At 67.7% G+C, this 17,079-nt stretch carries 19 protein-coding genes; 8 read left to right on the top strand and 11 right to left on the bottom strand.

The features are described 5' to 3' along the window. Positions 1-5 precede the first annotated feature (5 nt). Positions 6-1,094, top strand: coding sequence for a 3-phosphoserine/phosphohydroxythreonine transaminase (gene serC, locus IPG05_09590; GenBank protein ID MBK6495340.1), 1,089 nt, complete (start codon positions 6-8; stop codon positions 1,092-1,094). 66 nt (positions 1,095-1,160) lie between these two features. Here serC and IPG05_09595 read toward each other — a convergent pair whose 3' ends face one another. The 6 genes from IPG05_09595 to IPG05_09620 form a co-directional block, all read right to left on the bottom strand. Next, positions 1,161-1,625: a hypothetical protein gene (locus IPG05_09595; GenBank protein MBK6495341.1), complete on the bottom strand. Its 465-nt coding sequence runs from the start codon at positions 1,623-1,625 to the stop codon at positions 1,161-1,163. A 63-nt stretch (positions 1,626-1,688) separates the two neighbouring features. Further along, a complete protein-coding gene (locus tag IPG05_09600; GenBank protein MBK6495342.1) occupies positions 1,689-2,735 on the bottom strand; it encodes a metallophosphoesterase in 1,047 nt (348 codons plus the stop codon). Positions 2,736-2,773: 38 nt separating this feature from the next. After that, entirely contained in the window at positions 2,774-3,316 is a 543-nt protein-coding gene (locus IPG05_09605) for a YaeQ family protein (protein MBK6495343.1), read from the bottom strand. A gap of 3 nt (positions 3,317-3,319) precedes the next feature. After that, positions 3,320-3,991 carry a hypothetical protein gene (locus IPG05_09610; GenBank protein ID MBK6495344.1) on the bottom strand — a complete coding sequence of 224 codons (672 nt, stop codon included), beginning with the start codon at positions 3,989-3,991 and terminating at the stop codon, positions 3,320-3,322. Positions 3,992-4,041: 50 nt separating this feature from the next. Continuing rightward, positions 4,042-5,970 (bottom strand): multicopper oxidase domain-containing protein, encoded by a 1,929-nt coding sequence (locus IPG05_09615; GenBank protein ID MBK6495345.1) that lies wholly within the window; start codon positions 5,968-5,970, stop codon positions 4,042-4,044. 11 nt (positions 5,971-5,981) lie between these two features. Further along, on the bottom strand, positions 5,982-6,725 hold the full coding sequence (locus IPG05_09620; protein MBK6495346.1) for a hypothetical protein: 744 nt from the start codon (positions 6,723-6,725) through the stop codon (positions 5,982-5,984). Positions 6,726-6,888: 163 nt separating this feature from the next. Here IPG05_09620 and IPG05_09625 point away from each other — a divergent pair, with 163 nt between their 5' ends. From IPG05_09625 to IPG05_09650, 6 genes are all read left to right on the top strand, one after another. After that, on the top strand, positions 6,889-7,611 hold the full coding sequence (locus IPG05_09625) for a DUF4331 family protein (GenBank protein ID MBK6495347.1): 723 nt from the start codon (positions 6,889-6,891) through the stop codon (positions 7,609-7,611). Positions 7,612-7,643: 32 nt separating this feature from the next. Beyond that, on the top strand, positions 7,644-8,180 hold the full coding sequence (locus IPG05_09630) for a DUF4331 family protein (GenBank protein ID MBK6495348.1): 537 nt from the start codon (positions 7,644-7,646) through the stop codon (positions 8,178-8,180). Continuing rightward, positions 8,180-9,376, top strand: coding sequence for a hypothetical protein (locus tag IPG05_09635; protein MBK6495349.1), 1,197 nt, complete (start codon positions 8,180-8,182; stop codon positions 9,374-9,376). The genes IPG05_09630 and IPG05_09635 overlap by 1 nt, the downstream gene beginning before the upstream one ends. Next, the gene (locus tag IPG05_09640) at positions 9,373-10,398 is read left to right on the top strand and encodes a HupE/UreJ family protein (GenBank protein MBK6495350.1); all 1,026 of its coding nucleotides are present in this window, start codon (positions 9,373-9,375) and stop codon (positions 10,396-10,398) included. The genes IPG05_09635 and IPG05_09640 overlap by 4 nt, the downstream gene beginning before the upstream one ends. Positions 10,399-10,543: 145 nt before the next feature. Then, a complete protein-coding gene (locus tag IPG05_09645; GenBank protein ID MBK6495351.1) occupies positions 10,544-11,089 on the top strand; it encodes a sigma-70 family RNA polymerase sigma factor in 546 nt (181 codons plus the stop codon). Further along, positions 11,086-11,880 (top strand): anti-sigma factor, encoded by a 795-nt coding sequence (locus IPG05_09650; protein MBK6495352.1) that lies wholly within the window; start codon positions 11,086-11,088, stop codon positions 11,878-11,880. Before IPG05_09645 ends, IPG05_09650 begins: the two co-directional genes overlap by 4 nt. Here the strand turns inward: IPG05_09650 and IPG05_09655 are convergent, their stop codons facing one another. The 3 genes from IPG05_09655 to IPG05_09665 are packed head-to-tail and all read right to left on the bottom strand — an operon-like array spanning position 11,881 to position 13,428. Continuing rightward, positions 11,881-12,723, bottom strand: coding sequence for a hypothetical protein (locus IPG05_09655; protein ID MBK6495353.1), 843 nt, complete (start codon positions 12,721-12,723; stop codon positions 11,881-11,883). Beyond that, the gene (locus IPG05_09660; GenBank protein MBK6495354.1) at positions 12,723-12,956 is read right to left on the bottom strand and encodes a hypothetical protein; all 234 of its coding nucleotides are present in this window, start codon (positions 12,954-12,956) and stop codon (positions 12,723-12,725) included. The genes IPG05_09655 and IPG05_09660 overlap by 1 nt, the downstream gene beginning before the upstream one ends. Before the next feature lie 46 nt (positions 12,957-13,002). After that, positions 13,003-13,428, bottom strand: coding sequence for a DUF1801 domain-containing protein (locus IPG05_09665; protein ID MBK6495355.1), 426 nt, complete (start codon positions 13,426-13,428; stop codon positions 13,003-13,005). A gap of 176 nt (positions 13,429-13,604) precedes the next feature. Between IPG05_09665 and IPG05_09670 the strand changes: the two genes are divergently transcribed. After that, positions 13,605-14,876, top strand: a complete 1,272-nt coding sequence (locus tag IPG05_09670; GenBank protein ID MBK6495356.1) for a PD40 domain-containing protein — start codon at positions 13,605-13,607, stop codon at positions 14,874-14,876. A 6-nt stretch (positions 14,877-14,882) separates the two neighbouring features. Here IPG05_09670 and IPG05_09675 read toward each other — a convergent pair whose 3' ends face one another. After that, entirely contained in the window at positions 14,883-15,806 is a 924-nt protein-coding gene (locus tag IPG05_09675) for a hypothetical protein (GenBank protein ID MBK6495357.1), read from the bottom strand. A 527-nt stretch (positions 15,807-16,333) separates the two neighbouring features. After that, the gene (locus IPG05_09680) at positions 16,334-16,963 is read right to left on the bottom strand and encodes a hypothetical protein (GenBank protein MBK6495358.1); all 630 of its coding nucleotides are present in this window, start codon (positions 16,961-16,963) and stop codon (positions 16,334-16,336) included. Between the last annotated feature and the right edge of the window lie 116 nt (positions 16,964-17,079).

A 17,079-nucleotide genomic window follows, 5' to 3' on the forward strand; every position in this document is an offset into this window, starting at 1 on the left:
CGATCATGACAGAGCGGATCCACAACTTCGGTGCCGGACCAGGCGTCCTTCCGGAGTCGGTGCTGCGGCAGGCACAGCAGGACATCTGGAACATCGGCGGCAGCGGGATGGGGGTGGCGGAGCACAGCCACCGGGGCAAGTTATTCGAGAAGATCATCACGGACGCCGAGGAGGAAGCGCGGCAACTGGCGGGGATTCCCGACCACTACAAGGTGATCTTCATGCAGGGCGGCGCCTCGCAGCAGTTTGCCATGGTGCCGATGAACCTGCTCCCCGCCGGCGAGACCGCCGACTACCTCGTCACCGGGGTCTGGTCGGAGAAGGCGGTCCAGGAAGCGGCGAAGTTCGGCGCGACCCATGTGGCGGTGTCGGCGGCCGGGTCGAAGTTCACCCGGATCCCCGACGTGGCGGAGATCGCCTACTCGTCCGCGCCGGCGTACGTCCACATCACCACGAACAACACCATCTATGGCACGCAGTGGAGCGAGCTGCCGCCGGTGCCGGAAGGCGTGCCGCTGATCGCCGACACCTCGAGCGACATGTTCAGCCGCCCGCTCGACGTCAGCAAGTACGGCCTCATCTATGCCGGTGCCCAGAAGAATCTCGGCCCGTCCGGCGTCGTGATGGCGATCATCCGCGACGACCTCGCGGACCGTGCCCCGGCCTCGCTCCCGACGATGCTGCAGTACCGCACGTACGTGAAGGAGCGGTCGCTCTACAACACCCCGCCGACCTTCGCGATCTACATGGTCGGGTTGGTGCTGAAGTGGATCCGGGAAACCGGCGGCCTCGGCGCGATGGCGGAACGCAATGCCGAGAAGGCCGCGCTGCTCTATGACTTCCTGGACCAGAGCATGATGTTCCGGACGCCCGTGCACGCCGACAGCCGCTCGCACATGAACGTGGTCTTCCGCTCTGCCAGCGATGAGCTCGACAGCAAGTTCCTGGCTGAGGCAGGGAAGCGCGGCATGGAAGGACTGAAGGGCCACCGTTCGGCCGGCGGCATCCGTGCGAGCATCTACAACGCCTGCCCGCGCGACAGCGTGGTGGCGCTGGTGGACTTCATGAAGGAGTTCGAACTGGCCAACCGCTGAACCGACGACGGGTGGCCGCCCGATTGGGCGACCACCCGTCGCGTCCCGCCACTGCCCGACGCCTGACTACTTCGGCAGCTTGGTCCCCTCGCTCCGCAAGGTCACCACCGAATCCGCGCCGGCCCCCGTGTAGTGGGCCGTTGTGCGCCCGACCAACTTGTCGCCGACCAGGTGGAAGACGGTGTTGGTTTGCACCTTGGCCCCCTTCCGGAGGACGCTCTCGTATTGCGGACTCACCGACATGATGCTGTCGCCCGAGACGGTGATGCTCAGCTTCATCGGCGTCCGCTTCGGGAAGGCCATCAGCCAGCCCGCGGTGTCCGCCGAGGCCTCGAGGGTGAAGGTGGTCAGCACGCTGTCGGACGTGGCCCCCATCGTCTTCATCTCCCACGTCCCGGCGACGGCGGCCATGTCGATCGGCGCCGGGGCGACCGGTGCCGGCGGCTCGGTGACCACTTCGGGCGGCGCCTCTTCCTTCTTGGCGCAGCCCATCACAACGGCGGTGCTCAGGACCAGCATCAATCGGCGCATGGTGTTCTCCGTGGGTGGAGCGGGGATGGGCACGAGGCCCGGGCCGTCAGCAGGACGGCAGGTTCATGGTGCGAACGGCTTGTTGAGGTCGCGGTCGACCGCAATGGTGAACTTCCGATCCGGTTCCGTCAACCACTGGTCATAGTAGGGCGAGTAGTCGCTGATGTTCACCGTGCGACCGTCGGCCTGGACCTCGACCAGCCGGAGGAAGCCGCCGCCACCCTTCTTCCGGTCGGGGGTCACACCGCACTGGTAGTTGACGAGCATCTGGTGCACCGAGTGGCCCAACGGCGCCTTGCTCTCGAGGGTGCCGATGCCGTCGTTGAGGACGTGGCCGTTGAAGGTGAAGAGGAACTGTCTGTGTCGGCTCACCAACTTCTGCCAGAGCGCCTCGCCATCGTTCACGCCTTCGGCCGCGAGCGCCGGGTTGGTGCCGACGGGGTAGGCGTTGGGATTCCAGCTCTGCGCCTTGCCGGGGCCGGTCCAATGGAAGCGCTGGTCGTCGGAGTACATGTAGGCGTGGGTCACCAGGATCGCGTGGTGGTCGGGATACTTGGCGACGATCTCGTTGGCCCAGTCGACCACCTTGTCGCGCGGGCCGAACTCGAGGCCGACAATCAGGAACTTCGCCTCGCCGACGGTGACCCGGAGAAAGGCGTTCTCCGATTCACCGCCAACCCGCGCATTCCGCTGGATGAAGTAGTCGCTGAAGAAGGACTCGCGCGAGTCGGCGTTCCCCCAGGTGCCCATGTCGTGATTGCCGGGCACCAGCAGGTGCGGGATCCCCGCCTGGCGCAGCACGTCCATCGCGCGACGCGCATTGATCCACTCGGGGTGGACGTTGTTGTTGGTGATGTCGCCGAGGTGGAGGACAAACTGGATGTTGCGCGCCTGGCGCTGCCGCGCGATCCACTCCGTCTGCGCCATGAAGACATCAGGGTAGGATTCGCTGTAGCACTGCGTGTCGGGGAGGAGGACGAAGCTCCAGCTGCCGGGCGCAGGGCGAGGCGCTGCGAGGGCAGGGGTGCTGGCCCAGGCGGTCTGGCGGGCGCCGAAGAGGCCGGTGAGTGCCGAGAGTCCTGCCAACCGCACGAAAGGGCGTCGTTCCATGGAATGCTCGCCGCGAGTGAGGGTGATTCGGGGAGGTGCTAGGGGATGAGGGCGTGCCGCTCCACCGCGCCGGAGACGGTGACGTCACCGACCGTCGCGTAGATCTCCCGATCGGAGATGGAGAGCGCCAGCTTGGTGCGCCGGTCGAGCAGTTCCACGAGGCCATCGATGAGTGCCCGGTCGAACGCGTACAGCTCGAGCGCCTCGGCACGGTAGATCTTCTCGCCCTCGAGTTGTCGCAGCAGCGTGCGAGGCTCCTTGTGCGTGTACACCGCCACTCGCGGTGCCGCCTTGCTCGCCTTGTGGAGCCGTGCGGCATCGGGCGAGCCGATCTCGATCCAGGCGAGCAGGCTGCCGGTCAGATCGCGGACAGCGATCGGTGGATCATCCGGCTCGGAGATCCCACGACCGAACGCGATCCCCTCGGTGTACTCGAGGCAGTACGCCAGCACCCGGGCAATCAGGTACTCCGGCGACTCCGACGGGTGGCAGGCGACCCGGAGGGCCAGCTCTTCGTAGACGTTGCGGTCGACGTCGGCCAGCTGGATGTCGAGATTGTAGATCGTCGCGGTCAGCGCCACCGGCTACTCCACCCCAGGCGGGAGGATGCGGGCCCCGCGATACCGGCCCACGAGCGCGGAGAACTGGGCCTGCCGTTGGCTTGCCCACCCCTTGAGGCGCCACCACCCGACGCCAAGTGCTGCCGAGCCACCGAGCGCCAGGAAGGCCGCACCGGCGCTTGGCGCATTCGGCGCAACCAGGAGCGCCCCGGTCGCGGCGATGAACGCGCCGAGGCCGGCGCTGATCATCCCTTGCGCGGCGCTGTTGATGGTTTGGAAGCGCAGCCGATGCCCGGTGGCCGTTGGCTCCGCCAGGACCTTCAGGTTGCCGTTGCTCCACTGGCGGAAGGGACCGTCGTAGCGCACGACGCCGGCCGCGTTGAAGGTCGTCCGCAGATCGGAGACCAGCCGTTCCCATTCCGGGTCGCTGATCGGGCGGTCGAACTCGGCCGCGTCCACCACGCCGATCCGGACACCGAGCACGCTGGCGGGCTTGGCGCGCGGTGCCTGCTCAAGCGATTGCGCGGCGGAGGCGATCGATTCCGGGGCGATGCCGACTTCCCGCCCGATCTCCTGCAGCGCCGCAAGCGTGAGTCCCTTCCCCTGACCGGGCGCGGCGACGCTCGCATGTTCCGGCGAAGCGGCCCGTTGAAAGATGGCCGCCACTTCCTCGTCGTCGTACTCCCGCTCGCTCATGCCCGCCCCGGAATCAGGATCAGCCGAAAACTACCGCCATCCGCCCGGAATTACCGCTTCGGCCCCTTCGGCGCGACGATCACCTCAAGCGGGATGAACCACCCGGTCTCGACCGACCGGATCTCCATCCGCCAGGTGCCGGGGCGGGTGGGGGTGAAGGTGAAGTCGGCCGTCTGGCCGGGCCCCATCTCGACATGTGCGGCACGGGACATCCGCATCGCGGCCGGCAGATCGGCGCCGTCCTTGGCGATCGGCCGCCAACGTGCGAGCGACGAATCGTTCTGGAGGGTGAAGGCGATCCGCCAGTCCGGGTGGACCGAGACGATGCGAAGGCGGTGCGTCTCGCCGACGGTCAGGCGCAGTGGCCGAGGGAACCGCCGCCCATTGACCAGCGCATAGAAACTCTCGGCCTTCCGCTCCAGTTCGGGGCCACCACCACCGGCGACGATCAGGTGGTCGTGCGTCAAGTCACGCGGGCCATCGGTCACGATCAGCGCACCGTACATCCCGGCGAGCATCTGGTGCCGGTCATTGAAGTGCGAGTGGTACGGGTACGTCCCCGACCGGGGTGGCGTGAACTCCGCCACGAAGGAATCGTGCGCAGCAATCTGCGAATAGACCTTGTCGCCCAGCCCACTCCAGTGCGGGACACCATCCGGGAAGCTCTCGATTTCGAGTCCGTGCCAGTGCACCGACGACGGTTCGTCGAGGTTGTTCTTCATGAGGATGCGGACCGGCTTGCCACGCACCAGCTCGAGTACCGGGCCGGGAAGGTTCACCGAGTCCTTGGCCGGTTCCTTCGGGCCCGATTGCAGCACGAAGCCGTAGGCTGGTGCCCCCGTCATCAGGGCGTTCGGTTTCTTCTGGATGAAGAGCCGCATGTCGCGCGCGTTGGCCGTCGAGGTCGGCACATAACTCGGCGCCGGCGCCACCTTGATCCCGATCGCGAGGCCTCGCATCGAGTGGCCCTCTGTGCTCGCCATCGTGTGCGGTCCGCTCGGCATCGCCGCCATGGCCGCCGCCTCCGCCGAATCCTTCGGCGAGCCACTCAGCGTGACCGTCTCGTCCACATGGAAGGAGAAGTGACAGTGGAAGAGCCAGTTGCCGGGCGTCGAGGGGAGGAAGGAGAAGGTGACGGTATTGCCCGGCGCGATCAGGTCGGTGTTTGAGAGGTGGCGCAGCGCCATCGGCACGGCGACATCCTTTCGCCCCGTGCCGTGCGATTCAATCCGGTAGTAGAAGCCGTGCAGATGGAGCGGGTGGTAGAGCGCCGTCATGTTCACGACGCGAAAGCGGGTCGAGTCGTTCTGCGTCAGGTTGATGGTCTCGGTGTACGGCCACCCCTTGCCATTGATCACGGAGACGACCTCGAAGGGGCGGTTCTCCTCGTACGGATGGAACCACTCGCTCAGCACGAGGATGTGGTCGCGCGTGGAGGCCCCAGGGGCATCGACGACAATCGCCCCGTTGAGCTGGCTGTCTTTCCAGAGGCGATCCATCGGGTCGGTGCCGAGGAAGGCTCCCCAGTAGGCAAAGGTGCCGGCGGCGTTCGCCCGGAAGCGGATGACCCGCGTGGCCCCTTTCGGGAGCTGGATCGTGTCGCGCTCCGCGGCGAGCGATGAGCGGAACCCGCCAATGACCAGCGCAGAGTCGGTCGTGTTGCGAAGCGTCAGGGCGATGGTCGTCCCGAGCGGCACGCGGACAAGTGGGCCCGGGACGGTCGCCTGCTTGCCATGCTCGGCGAAGGCGAGGATCGGCACTTCGGGGTCGTCTGCCCCTTCCGGCTTCCACCCGCTTTCCACGATGTCGACCGCGAGGGTCAGCGTCGTCCCCACGAGTCGCCCCGCGGCGGCGGTGTTCTGGTGCACCCCGGCGTGGGCCACCCCCGGAGCCGGCTTGGGCAGCGGCGTGCGGGGCAGGGTGGCAATCAACTGCGCTTGCAGTGCGATGCCGATCAGGGCGGGAGCGGTGAGCAGCATGGGTCGTGGTCTCAGTAGAGAGGAGCGAGTGCCCGGCCAACCGAGGCGAGGGCTTCAGCGAGCGCACGGCCCACCGGCGTCGGGGTGATCAGGAAGGCAGCGACTTCCAGCCCCACCGAGAGCGGAAGGCCCGTGCGATAGACCGGATGGAACGGACGCCCCCGGCGGCGATCAATCAGGATCGCGGCCACGATGAAGAGATTCGGAATCAGGATGCCGACGACGCCGGCTGCGATCGAGAAGCCAAGCACCTGGGTCATGACCCGAAAGCCGGCAGCACCCATCCCGCCGGCACTGGCCAGCAGCATGAAGCGGCGGTGTCGGTCCCGATCGCGGCGTGCCAGGATCCCGCGCGTGAAGAAGAGGGTGAAGAGGATCAGGGTCGAAAAGACGGCCAGCCCCATCCCCTGCCAGAACGGCGAGCCATCGGGTTGAAGCGAGAGGTTCATTTGCGTCCCGATGACGACCATGCCGGTGCCGATCATCGCCGCGGCGAGTCCGAGACTCAGTGTGCCGAGGGCGCGGTGCCAGGCCACCCGGCGGGCCCGGATCAGGCACGCCTGGAGGGGGAGGAGGAGGTAGAAGAGGAAGAAGGTCCAGCCGTGAATGTGGACGGTGGTCGAGGACTCGGGGTACGCCCCCGCCAGCATTGGCTGGAAGTAGGTGATGGAGAAGCCGTAGAACACCGTCGCCGAGAGCGCGAGGCAGAGCCAGAAATAGGAGGACTGGCTGCGCACGGGAGGGGGTGCAGTCATGGGGCCGTCGATTGGCGAAAGGGAGAGTCGGAAATGTGGGGCCCGGGGCCGAAAATGGACACCCCTCGCCCCCGGCAGGGCGTGGAGAGATCCGATCCCCGGCCGGTGCCGTACCCCTGATGCGTGCAGAAGCACGACCACCTCCACCAGGAGTACCACCAGGATGAACACCCCCTCCCGAACCGTGCGGCTCGGTCTCGCCGCCGTCCTCGGCGTCGTGGCCCTGACCGGCGCTTGGCAACTCGTCCAGGCCTCCGACCACCAGGACACCGCCGACGTCGAGCTCAACCCGACACAGGACCTGACCGACTTCTACGCCTTCCCGACCACCGCCGGTCGGATCGCGCTGGTGCTGAACTCGCACCCGTTCATCACCCCCGCCGAGGCGGCGTCATCGTCGTTCGATCCGAACCTCCTCTACCAGATCAAGATCGACAACACTGGGGACGCCCTCGAGGACCTCGTGCTGCAGGTGACCTTCACCGGCACCGGCGCCAACCAGAAGGTCTTCGTCCGCGGCCCGTTCGCACCCACGGTCCGTGGGGCGATGCAGAACGTCGTCTCGTCCATGGAGCCGGCGGTGACCGGCACGATCAACACGACCTTGGGATCGACCAGCGGCATGCAGGTCTACGCCGGCGTTCGTGACGAGCCGTTCTTCATCGACCTTGAGCAGTTCTTCCGGATCCTCCCGGATCGCCGCCCCGGGACCGGCCCGCTCTCCACGCCGTCGACTGCCACGGCCACGGCGTTTCGTCCCGTGGGACAGGCCGTCAACGTGCTGCTTGGCGCCAATGTCGCCTCCCTGGTGATCGAGTTGCCGACGGCGCAGCTCACCGCCGGTGGCAACGCCAAGATCGGCCTCTGGGGCACGATCTCCCGATGAACACCACCTTCTCTCGCCTGAGGCTTGCCCCCATGACCCGTCTTGCCGTCTCACCGCTTCTGCTCGTCGCCGTGCTCGTCGGCGCCGGCTGCAGCAGCGACAGCACCACCATGCCGACCGACAACGGCACCCGGATGTACAACCAGGTGCAGCGCCTCGGCAATCCGCTGGTGAGCGAGGTCTTCCTCGCCAAGCGCAGCCACGCCCTGCATGGCAGCACCGGGCCGGCCGTCGACCCGACCACCATCCGCGCCGAGTTCGTGAACTTCATCGCGACCGTGGCCGGCCGCAACGCGACGGTGCAGAACACGCTGGCGACCGTGCTGTTGCCCGACATGCTGATCGTGCAGACCGACAAGCCGATCGCCAGCGCCGGGTGGCTCAGCTGGGCCCTCGCGGATGGCTACGGCGGACGCAAGTTGAGCGATGACGTCGTCGATGCCGGACTGAGCGCCATCTTCGGCACGCTGCTCGACCCGAGCAACGTCTCGCCTGGGCTGGCGTCCGACAACGTACCCAACGACTCGAACTTCCTGACCACGTTCCCGTACCTCGCGGTGAAGAACTAATGCGGTGGGCGCGTGTGATCGTCATCACGTCGGTGATCGCCTCCTTCGGGGTGGCGACGGCGGTGGCGATGCGCGGTCACACGCGCGTCGCGGCATCGCCGCGTTGGGATGTCGCCGGGGAACGGAGTCGGCGTGATGCCGACATCGCGTGGTACACGATGCGGGCGGAGCGCGATCCGACCGGGGCCTTCGATCGGCTTCGGTTGGCAGCGCTGTATCTCCAGCGCGCGCGTGAACGTGGCAGTCCGGGCGACTTGCTGCTTGCGGAGCAGGAGGCACGTCGATCGCTGGTCAATCGACGCGCGCACAACAGCGAGGCGTTCCGCGTCCTGGCCATCGCGTTGATCGGACAGCACCGGTTCGCCGAGGCGGCCGACGCCACCGATTCCTTGCTCACGGCTGATCCCTCCTCGCATGGCGCGCAGTCGTTGCGCGCCGAGATTGCGCTCGAGCAGGGAGACTATCCCTTGGCGGATCGGCTGTTCACCCCGCTGGACCACGGGGGTGAGGATCCGGCCGTGACCGCGCGGGTGGCCCGGTGGGCGGCCATGCGTGGCCGGGCGGGTCATGCCAAGGCGCTGCTGGAGCAGGCCAGGGAAGACGCCCGTCGCATGGCCTTCACGCCGGCGGAGCAGATCGCGTGGTATGACCTGCGCATTGGGGATCTCGCACGCACCGTCGGCGCGACGCGGCTCGCGTCACGCGCACTTCAGGCGGCCACCGCCGTCGCGCCCGATGACGCGCGGGTGCTGATGACGCAGGCCCAACTGGCGCTCGATACCAACGATCCAGCAGACGCCCTCGAGTATGCCGAAGCGGCGATGGCGCACGGTGGGGATCCCTTGGCGCTGGCACTCGCCGCCGAGGCGATGCGACGCTTGGGGCGCGATCAGGAAGCGGAGCAGCGGTTCCGTGCATTCGAGACGCTGATTGCCGGGGTCCCCGGTACGGCGTGGCATCGGCAGTGGCGGCTCGCGCTGCTGGATCGTGGCAGACAGGTGCCAGCCGTGTTGGCGCAGGCCGAGGCAGAGCTGCTGACCCGGAAGGACGTGCTGGGGTATGACGTTTACGCGTGGGCGCTGCACAAGGCAGGGCGTACTGATGAGGCGCGCCAGGCGATGCACCAGGCACTGCGATGGGGCACTGAGGATCGACTGCTGGACGCGCATGCCAAGGCACTGGGGATGACGCGATGATCGCCGACTTCATCATGGTCGGCGTCCGCCACCTCCTCTCGTTCGAAGCGCTCGATCACCTCCTCTTCCTCGCGGCCCTCGCCGCCAGTTACCGCCTGCGCGATTGGCGGCACGGCCTCGCGGTGGTGAGCGCCTTTACGGTCGGGCACAGCATCACCCTCGCGCTCGTGGCGCTGGGCCTCCTCGCGGTGCCGAGCGCACTGGTCGAGTTCTTGATCCCGTGCACGATCGTGGTGGCCGCGATCGAGAACCTCTGGAGCCGCGGCACCCGCCCGGCGGGATGGCAACGCCCCGCCCTCGCGGGGCTCTTCGGCCTGGTGCACGGCGCCGGCTTTGCGACCACGCTCGGACAGCTCTTTGATGGCGGGATCGCCCTGCCACTGCTCGGCTTCAATATCGGGATCGAGCTGGGGCAGGCCGTCATCCTCGCCACGATCGTCTCGGTGCTGACAATGGCCGATTGGGCGATCGGAACCGTCCTTGCCTCCGGCCGAGACGACGCCACGCGGTGGCGCTTGCGGCCTGACTTCCGTGGCCGTGGGTGGGGCCGCGTTGGTGGTCGCGGCGGGTCGGCTCCCGTGGTGATGGCCCCGCGGGTCATGGCGGTCCTCGCGGCAGTGGGACTGCTCGCCGGCGCCGAGTGGCATCCAGTGCATGCGGCACGTATCGACATCCTGGGCATCGGCCACGACGTGCGGGCGACGGTGCTCGTGTACGAGACGGACTTCCCCGCAGGGAACCGACCCGAGGCGATTGCCGCATACTTGTCGCGCACGCTCGTGCTTCGGGACGCCGCCGACCGAGTCATCAACCTGGCCCCGTCCCAGATCAGCAGCGAGGGCGATCGGCTCCGCATCGCGCTCCGCGGGAAGGCAATCGAAGGCCTCCGGAACGGGCGGATCGCGGCGACGCTCCTGCATGAGCGGTTTGATGATCAGGTCAACGTCGTGGAGGCACGGATCGACGGCCGCCGTCGCACCCTGGTCTTCCTCCCGGGCGAGGCATCGCAGGGTCTCCCGTGACGACTCGCTCTTGTGATGGGGTTCCCCGAGGGGGTAGGATTCGGCTTGCTACTCTGTGCCGGGTAGCCCACCAAGGAACGTCCCCCGCAGCATGCCACATCCTGCCGACCGCCTGCCCCCAGACGACTCCGCTCTCGTGCGTTCCATGAGAAGCGGGGACGCGACCGCCATGTCCGCGCTCTACGATCGCTACGCTCCGGGCCTGCTCGGTCTGGCGCTTCGCATCACGCGGGAGCAAGTCGATGCCGAAGAGGTGGTGGTGGATACCTTTGCGCAGGCGTGGCGCGAGGCCGCCCGGTTCGAGGGGGAGCGGGGGTCCGTCGCTGCCTGGTTGGTGACCATCGCCAGGAGTCGGGCTCTGGACCTGTTGCGGGCCCGGTCGCGTCGGGGGAAGCTGGCCGATGCCGCGGAGGCCGAGACGTCCGCGCCGCCGGCGATGGGGAGCGGCTTCGCCTCGCCGATCGCGGGTGTGCTGGCAGACGAGCGCTCACGCAGGATTCAAGACGCCCTGCTGGTGCTCCCGGATGCGCAGCGCACGGCCATCGAGCTGGCCTATTTCGAGGGGCTGTCACAGACGGAAATTGCCGAGCGGCTCAACGAGCCGTTGGGGACGGTCAAGACGCGCCTCCGCCTCGGGCTGCGCAAGATGCGCGACCTGGTCGCGGCGCTCGGGCCTGGGGGACACACGTGAGCGACCTGTCGAATGACGCACTGATGGACCTGGTCGAGGAGTACGTCCTCGGCATGCTCGACGGTGCCGAGCTCGCTGCTTTCGAGGCACGCCTGGGGACGGACAGTGCGCTGGCCCGCCGAGTCGATGAGATGCGCGCGACCTTGGCCGACTTCGCGCTCAGCACGCCGACCCGCCTGCCGTCGGAGCTCAAGGCACGCGTCATGGCACAGGCGGTCCGGCTCCCCGAGGCGCCACCAGCGGTCGCGGAGACGCCCGTGACGCCGATCCGTTCCCCGCGGCCATCTCGCGCGCCGCTCTGGTTGGGCCTCGGCCTGGCGGCATCACTCGGCGTTCTCGCCGTCCAGTCGCGTGAGCTCAACCGCGAGCGTGAAGCCACTGCTGCGGCGCAGGCACTCGCCGCGCAGACGGCGACCACGCTGGCCGAGCGGGAGGCATTGTTGGCGCGGCTGATGGACCCGGGGGTGGAATTGGTGACACTCGCCTCGACGGGCGCTGCCAAGCCGACGGTGCGTGTCTATCTCGATCGCGTCCGAAAGAGTGCGCTGCTCTCGATTGCCTCGCTCGACACGGCGCCAGCGGGGAAGGTCTATCAACTCTGGTTCATCGTCGATGGCGTACCCATGCCGTCGGTGACCTTCCAGACGGATGCCCAGGGTCGCGCGTTGATCGAGCAGGTGACGCTGCCCGCGGGCACGGTGGCGGCGAGCGCGGTCACGATGGAGCCGACGGGCGGCTCGACCACGCCGACCATGCCGATCCTCTTTGTCGGATCGGTCAAGTCGGAGTGACTAGGGGCGGGTCCCCCGGTTGAAGCTGAAGGTGTAGACGTAGGTACCACCGACGGGGCGGCCCTGCTGGTCGGTGGCGGGGCGGAACCGATAGCGCATGAAGGTGGTCAGCAGCGCCGTCCGGTAGGTCGAATCGCCGATCTCGGGCTGCATCGAGACGATCTCCACGACGCCGTCAGGGCCAAGGCGGAATGTCGCCACGACCTGCTTTCCGAACATCGACGTGGGGAAGTTGGCGGGTGGCATGATCACGGAGAGCGGCGCCGGCGGCCGACTCAGGTCGGGCAGTTGTTGGCCGCGCCGGAGGCTCTCGTCTTCGCCGAGCCGATCGCGGACGAAGTCTGCAAGGTATTCCTGGCGCACTTCGTCCTTGAGCGCGGCAGGCGTGGTTGGCATCGCCGGCGTGGCCGCCGCGAGCCGTTCCGCGAATGTCTGGCGCTGCGCGACGCCCAGTCCTCCTGAACGAGCCAACCCCACCACTTCCTCGATGCGAGACACGCTGCCAGGGCGGCTAAACAGCCCAGGGAGCGTGTCAACCGTGCGCAGCAGGCAGGTGACATCCCACTGGGCCGCGGGGATCGCCGTGTGCCGTGCCGCGGCGGCCGAGTCGGCGCCCTCCAGCAGCTTGGCGACCACCTGCCCCTGCAGCGCGATCGACGCCGCCCGGCAGGCCAGCAGGGCGGGGGCAAAGAGCGAATCCTGGGTCACGACGTTCCGCAGGCTGCGCAGTGCGGGCGTGCGCCAGGCCAGGGACTCGAGCGTGGCCGTCTGCGCGGCGGCCACGCCAACCGGCAGGCAGGTCAGGGCGAGAAGCAGCGCATGATGCCGACGGGACGTCGCCATCAGATGGGAGCGGAGTCGGCATACGACTCGAGATAGCCGCAGCGCTCGCAGCGGTAGGTCATCACGTGGTAGCGATCGTGCCCCTTGGTCCGGAGCCCCGTCCAGAAGGAGCGCTCCGGCTTCCCTTCGAGCCATTCCGGTGTCGTGGGAGAGCCGTAGTGTGCCTTGTCGAGGACGAAGCCCTCTTCCATCGGGCCATTGCACTTGGGGCAACTGGTGGGGCGTGTGCTCATGCAAACTCCTGGGCCTCGGACACGAGGCGAGTGGGTAGGGGTCTCGTCAGCCGGTCTTGCCGTAGCGCGTGGTCATCGCTTTGACTGAGCCGGCCACCAGCTTCTCGAGGACCGCGAGGTCCACGTCGGCAAGTCGGCGAATGTAGAGGCACGCCTTGGCCATCTTGTGCTTGCCGAGTTTGCCGAGGAGGGTGGTGCGGTCGGGAAAGTCGCCCATGATGTAGACGCTGATCGCCGCCGCCCTGGACGCGAAGCCGACGACGCAGGAGTCGCCCTCGTGGCCGCTATCGTACTTGTAGTGGTAGCTGCCGAAGCCGATGATGCTCGGCCCCCACATCTTGGGCTTCGCTGTGGTCACCTTGGTCATCATCGTCACGAGGGTCTTGCAGTCCTTGCGGCGCTCGGGATCCTCGATGGCATTGATGTAGGCGGTCACGCTGACCTTCGTCGGTTTCGTCTTTGTCTCGGCCATGGGGTGCTCCGATCGTGGTGGGGGCGGATGCAGCCGGATCGCCTCAAGTGTAGGCGCGGCCTGCAGATGGCGCCATCCTGGCGGTGCCATGCGTCGCTTGCGGACCGCGGTACCGGGCAGTATCCCTATGCTCGCCTCCCGGCCCCCCCGAACCCCAACTCATCCAGGTTGGTTCCGTGACCTCTCTCGTCGTTCCCTCCCGGATCGGGCGCATCGTCCGCGGTCCAATCCCGCTACTCCTCGCGGTCTTCTGTCTGCAATCCTGCAGTTCGTCGCCCGGCCCAACCGACCCGGATGACGACGAGCCAAGCGGCGACGCGGTGCTGACCGTCACGGTTGTGGGCAATGGCCGGGTGATCTCCGCGGTCCCTGTCGGCAGCGGCTACGACGCGACCCTCGGCGCGATCGCCTGCAGCGGAACGGGGACAGGGTGTTCCGCGACTGGGGGCTACACGGCGCCCGTGATCGTCAAACTGATGGCCGAGCCGGGGGCAGGGGCACAGTTCACGGGCTGGTCTGCGGGGTGTCCGGCCTCTGCTGGTACCGCCACGACCGAGCTCACGGTCAACGCCGCAGCCTCCTATTCCTGCACGGCGACTTTCGGCGTGATTGCGCCGGCGATTGCGGGGGCGGAGTTCGCCTGGATGTCGAATCGCACCGGCAACTACGAGATCTATCGATCGCGGTTCGACGGCGGCGGCTTGGCCAACCTGACGAATTCGCCGACCAATGACATGGAGCCGGATTGGTCGCCCGACGGGGCGTCGATCGTCTTCACCAGCGAGCGTGACGGCAACGGCGAGGTGTACCGGATGACCGGGACAGGGACGGGCGTCACCAATCTCACGAACAACCCCGGTGAGACCGACAATCTCGCGTCATGGTCACCCAACGGGACGCAGATCGCCTATACGGCCTCGAGCAGTGGCGGCTCCCTGTGGAAGATGGCCGCCAATGGTACCGGTAAAGTGTCGGTGGTCCTCGGCGTCGGCTATGTCGATTCCGATCCCGAGTGGTCGCGTGATGGGTTGCGCTTCGCCTTCGAGACGAATCGCACGGTTCTCCCGGTCGAGGGCAATCAGTATGACGTGTGGGCGGTGGACGCGACCGGCGCTGGCGAAATCGGATTGACACACCAGAGTCCGGGGACCGACCAGGACCCGTCGTGGTCACCGACGCGCGACGAGATTGTCTTCGTGACGACGCGCCACGGGGTGACCAACGCCGAGATTTACCTGATGAATGCCGATGGGTCGAACCTGCGCCGGATGACAGATCACCCGGGGGGCGACGCCTCGCCCGCGTGGTCTCCGGACGGCGAGTACATCATCTTCACCTCCAACCGCAGCGGCAATTTCGAAATTCACGTGATGAAGCGTGACGGCACCGGGTTGACGCGGATCACCAACGACGCGGCCACCGACAACTGGCCGAGCTGGAAGCCGTAGCGGCGCTTACGGCCGGTAGCGCCACGCGGCGGCCTGTGGCCCGCGATCATGGCCGTAGCCGCCGGTGATCAGGACGTCCGTCGTGCCGATCAGCGCCACCGCGGAGAAGAGGCCGGCGACGGGTACCGCCCCAGCTACGAGCGAGAATCGGTTCGTCGCGGGGGTGAACAGTTCGGCCTCGGCGGCGCCGCCGGCGAGGAGTACCTGGCCGTTCGGCAGCACGACGGCACTGCCGACATGCTTGTACCGCTCACGCTGCATCTCGGGGCCCTCCGAGAAGGCGTTGGTGCGCGGATCGAAGAGTTCCGTGCTCCGATACATGCCCCGATTGTCGCGCTCGTCCGACCCCCCCATCACCAGCACTCGGCCGTCCTGCAGCAGGACGGCGTCATGCTTGTGCCGCCGGTTCCGCATCCCTCCGACGGGACTGAAGGTCCCGCTGCGTGGATCGTAGGCCTCGGCCGAGGCGTATAGCGTGATGTCCGCCCGACGACCCCGGTGTCCGCCGATGATGAGCACCCGACCGTCAATCAAACGGACCGCGGCGTGGCTTTCCCGTGCGACGGACATCGATCCCGTCGTGGTGAAGCGCCCTGTGGCCGGGTCGAAGAGTTCGGCGCTCGACAGAAAGGTCCAGTCGGGGCCGACTCCGCCGACGAGCAGGACCTTCCCATTCTCCAGCACGGCGGCGATGTGGCCGGCCCGTGCCGCGCGCATTGCGCCCGTGGCGACAAAGCGCCGGGTCACGGGATCGTACACCTCCGCCGACGCCGTCGTGCCGTCGGCGGCATAACCGCCAGCCAGGAGGACGCGGCCGTCACGCAGGAGGGTCGCGGTGTGGCTGTGGCGCGGGGCGAGCATGCGGGGCAGCGCCAGAAAGCGGTTGGCGGCCGGGTCGTACAGTTCGGCACTGACTGCAGCCTGTGACACTCCGGCAAATCCGCCGGCGACCAGCACGCGGCCATCGCGGAGGGGGGGGCGGGGCCGGGGGGGGGGGGGGGGGGGGGGGGGGCGGGGTCGGGGGGGGTCTGTTGGGCCGGCGGTGGCGCGCCAGACGGGGCGGGCCTCCCGGGGGGGGGCGCTGGTTCACGGTGGCGCAACAGGCGGGGCGGATGATCGGCCGGACCGGTTCATCGTAGACGGCCTGCAGGTAGGTCTCCCCCATGCCGCGGGGCCATCCAGCCAGAGGACACCGGCGGTGCGCTCCGGGATGGTGGGGAGGGATCGGCCGCCTGCGCGGTGGAAGGGTCCCCCGGAGTTCGAGGCACTCGACGCCACGCTCGCGGGTCCGGCGAATGTCGAGTACTTCGCCGGTGTGGCGATTCTCCAGGCGCAGGTGCGACATCGGCCAGGTCCTCCAGGGGAAGAGGGGTCCCGCGCGGAAGGCGACTACCACGGCCCGCCCCCCGCGCATCCAAAGCTACGCGCGTGAGGGGGACGTGGGTTTCGTACCTGGACTACTGGCGGTGATAGGAAATGCCCGCGCGCTGGGCCTGGTCGACGGCGATCACCATCCCCGGCACCAGCGTGACCCCCGGCAGGATGTGCGCCTTCATGTCGGCGTAGACCGCCTTCGGGTCGAGGCCCTGGGCGTTGGCAAGCATCCCCGAGAGGATCTGCAACGCGTTGTTGCAGAGGAGGAATGTCGCACCGCGCTTCTGCATCGCCTCGATGCTCGCCGGTGGAAGCACCATGCCCAGGGCGGTCGGAGCGGCACGCCACGGATTGGCGGTGAAGGGGACGCCCTTGGCGTCGTTCTCCTTCAGGAAGGCCCCGATGTTGTACTTGGACCACATGGCATCGGTCAGTCCATGGAAGGTCGTGAAGCCGTAGAACGTCAGGATACCGTCGATATCCTTGTCGGCAACCTTGAAGGCGCTGTTGTAGGTGTCGTAGTAGTTCATCAGGTGCACCAGCGGCACGCCGTTGGCGGTCGCGGGGGCATCGAACAGCATGCGGTGCGTGCCGTGCAAGGTGGCGATCCAGTTCTTCCCATCCTGGGCGGCGGCGGGGCGCGGGGCCAGCACAATGGCACCGAGAACCACGGTGGCCGTGGCGAAGAGGGACCGGCGGGAAATCATCGACATGTCGTGCTCCTGAGGGTGGATGTGTATCGGGAGATGCGCCGCCACTCACTGATTCACGACATGTCGTCTTGGCCGGCGCGATTGCGCATCTGGAACGGGAGCCCAATTTTCCGAGC

It is taken from the genome of Gemmatimonadota bacterium, from assembly GCA_016704275.1.
In the GTDB taxonomy this organism is placed as follows: domain Bacteria; phylum Gemmatimonadota; class Gemmatimonadetes; order Gemmatimonadales; family GWC2-71-9; genus Palsa-1233.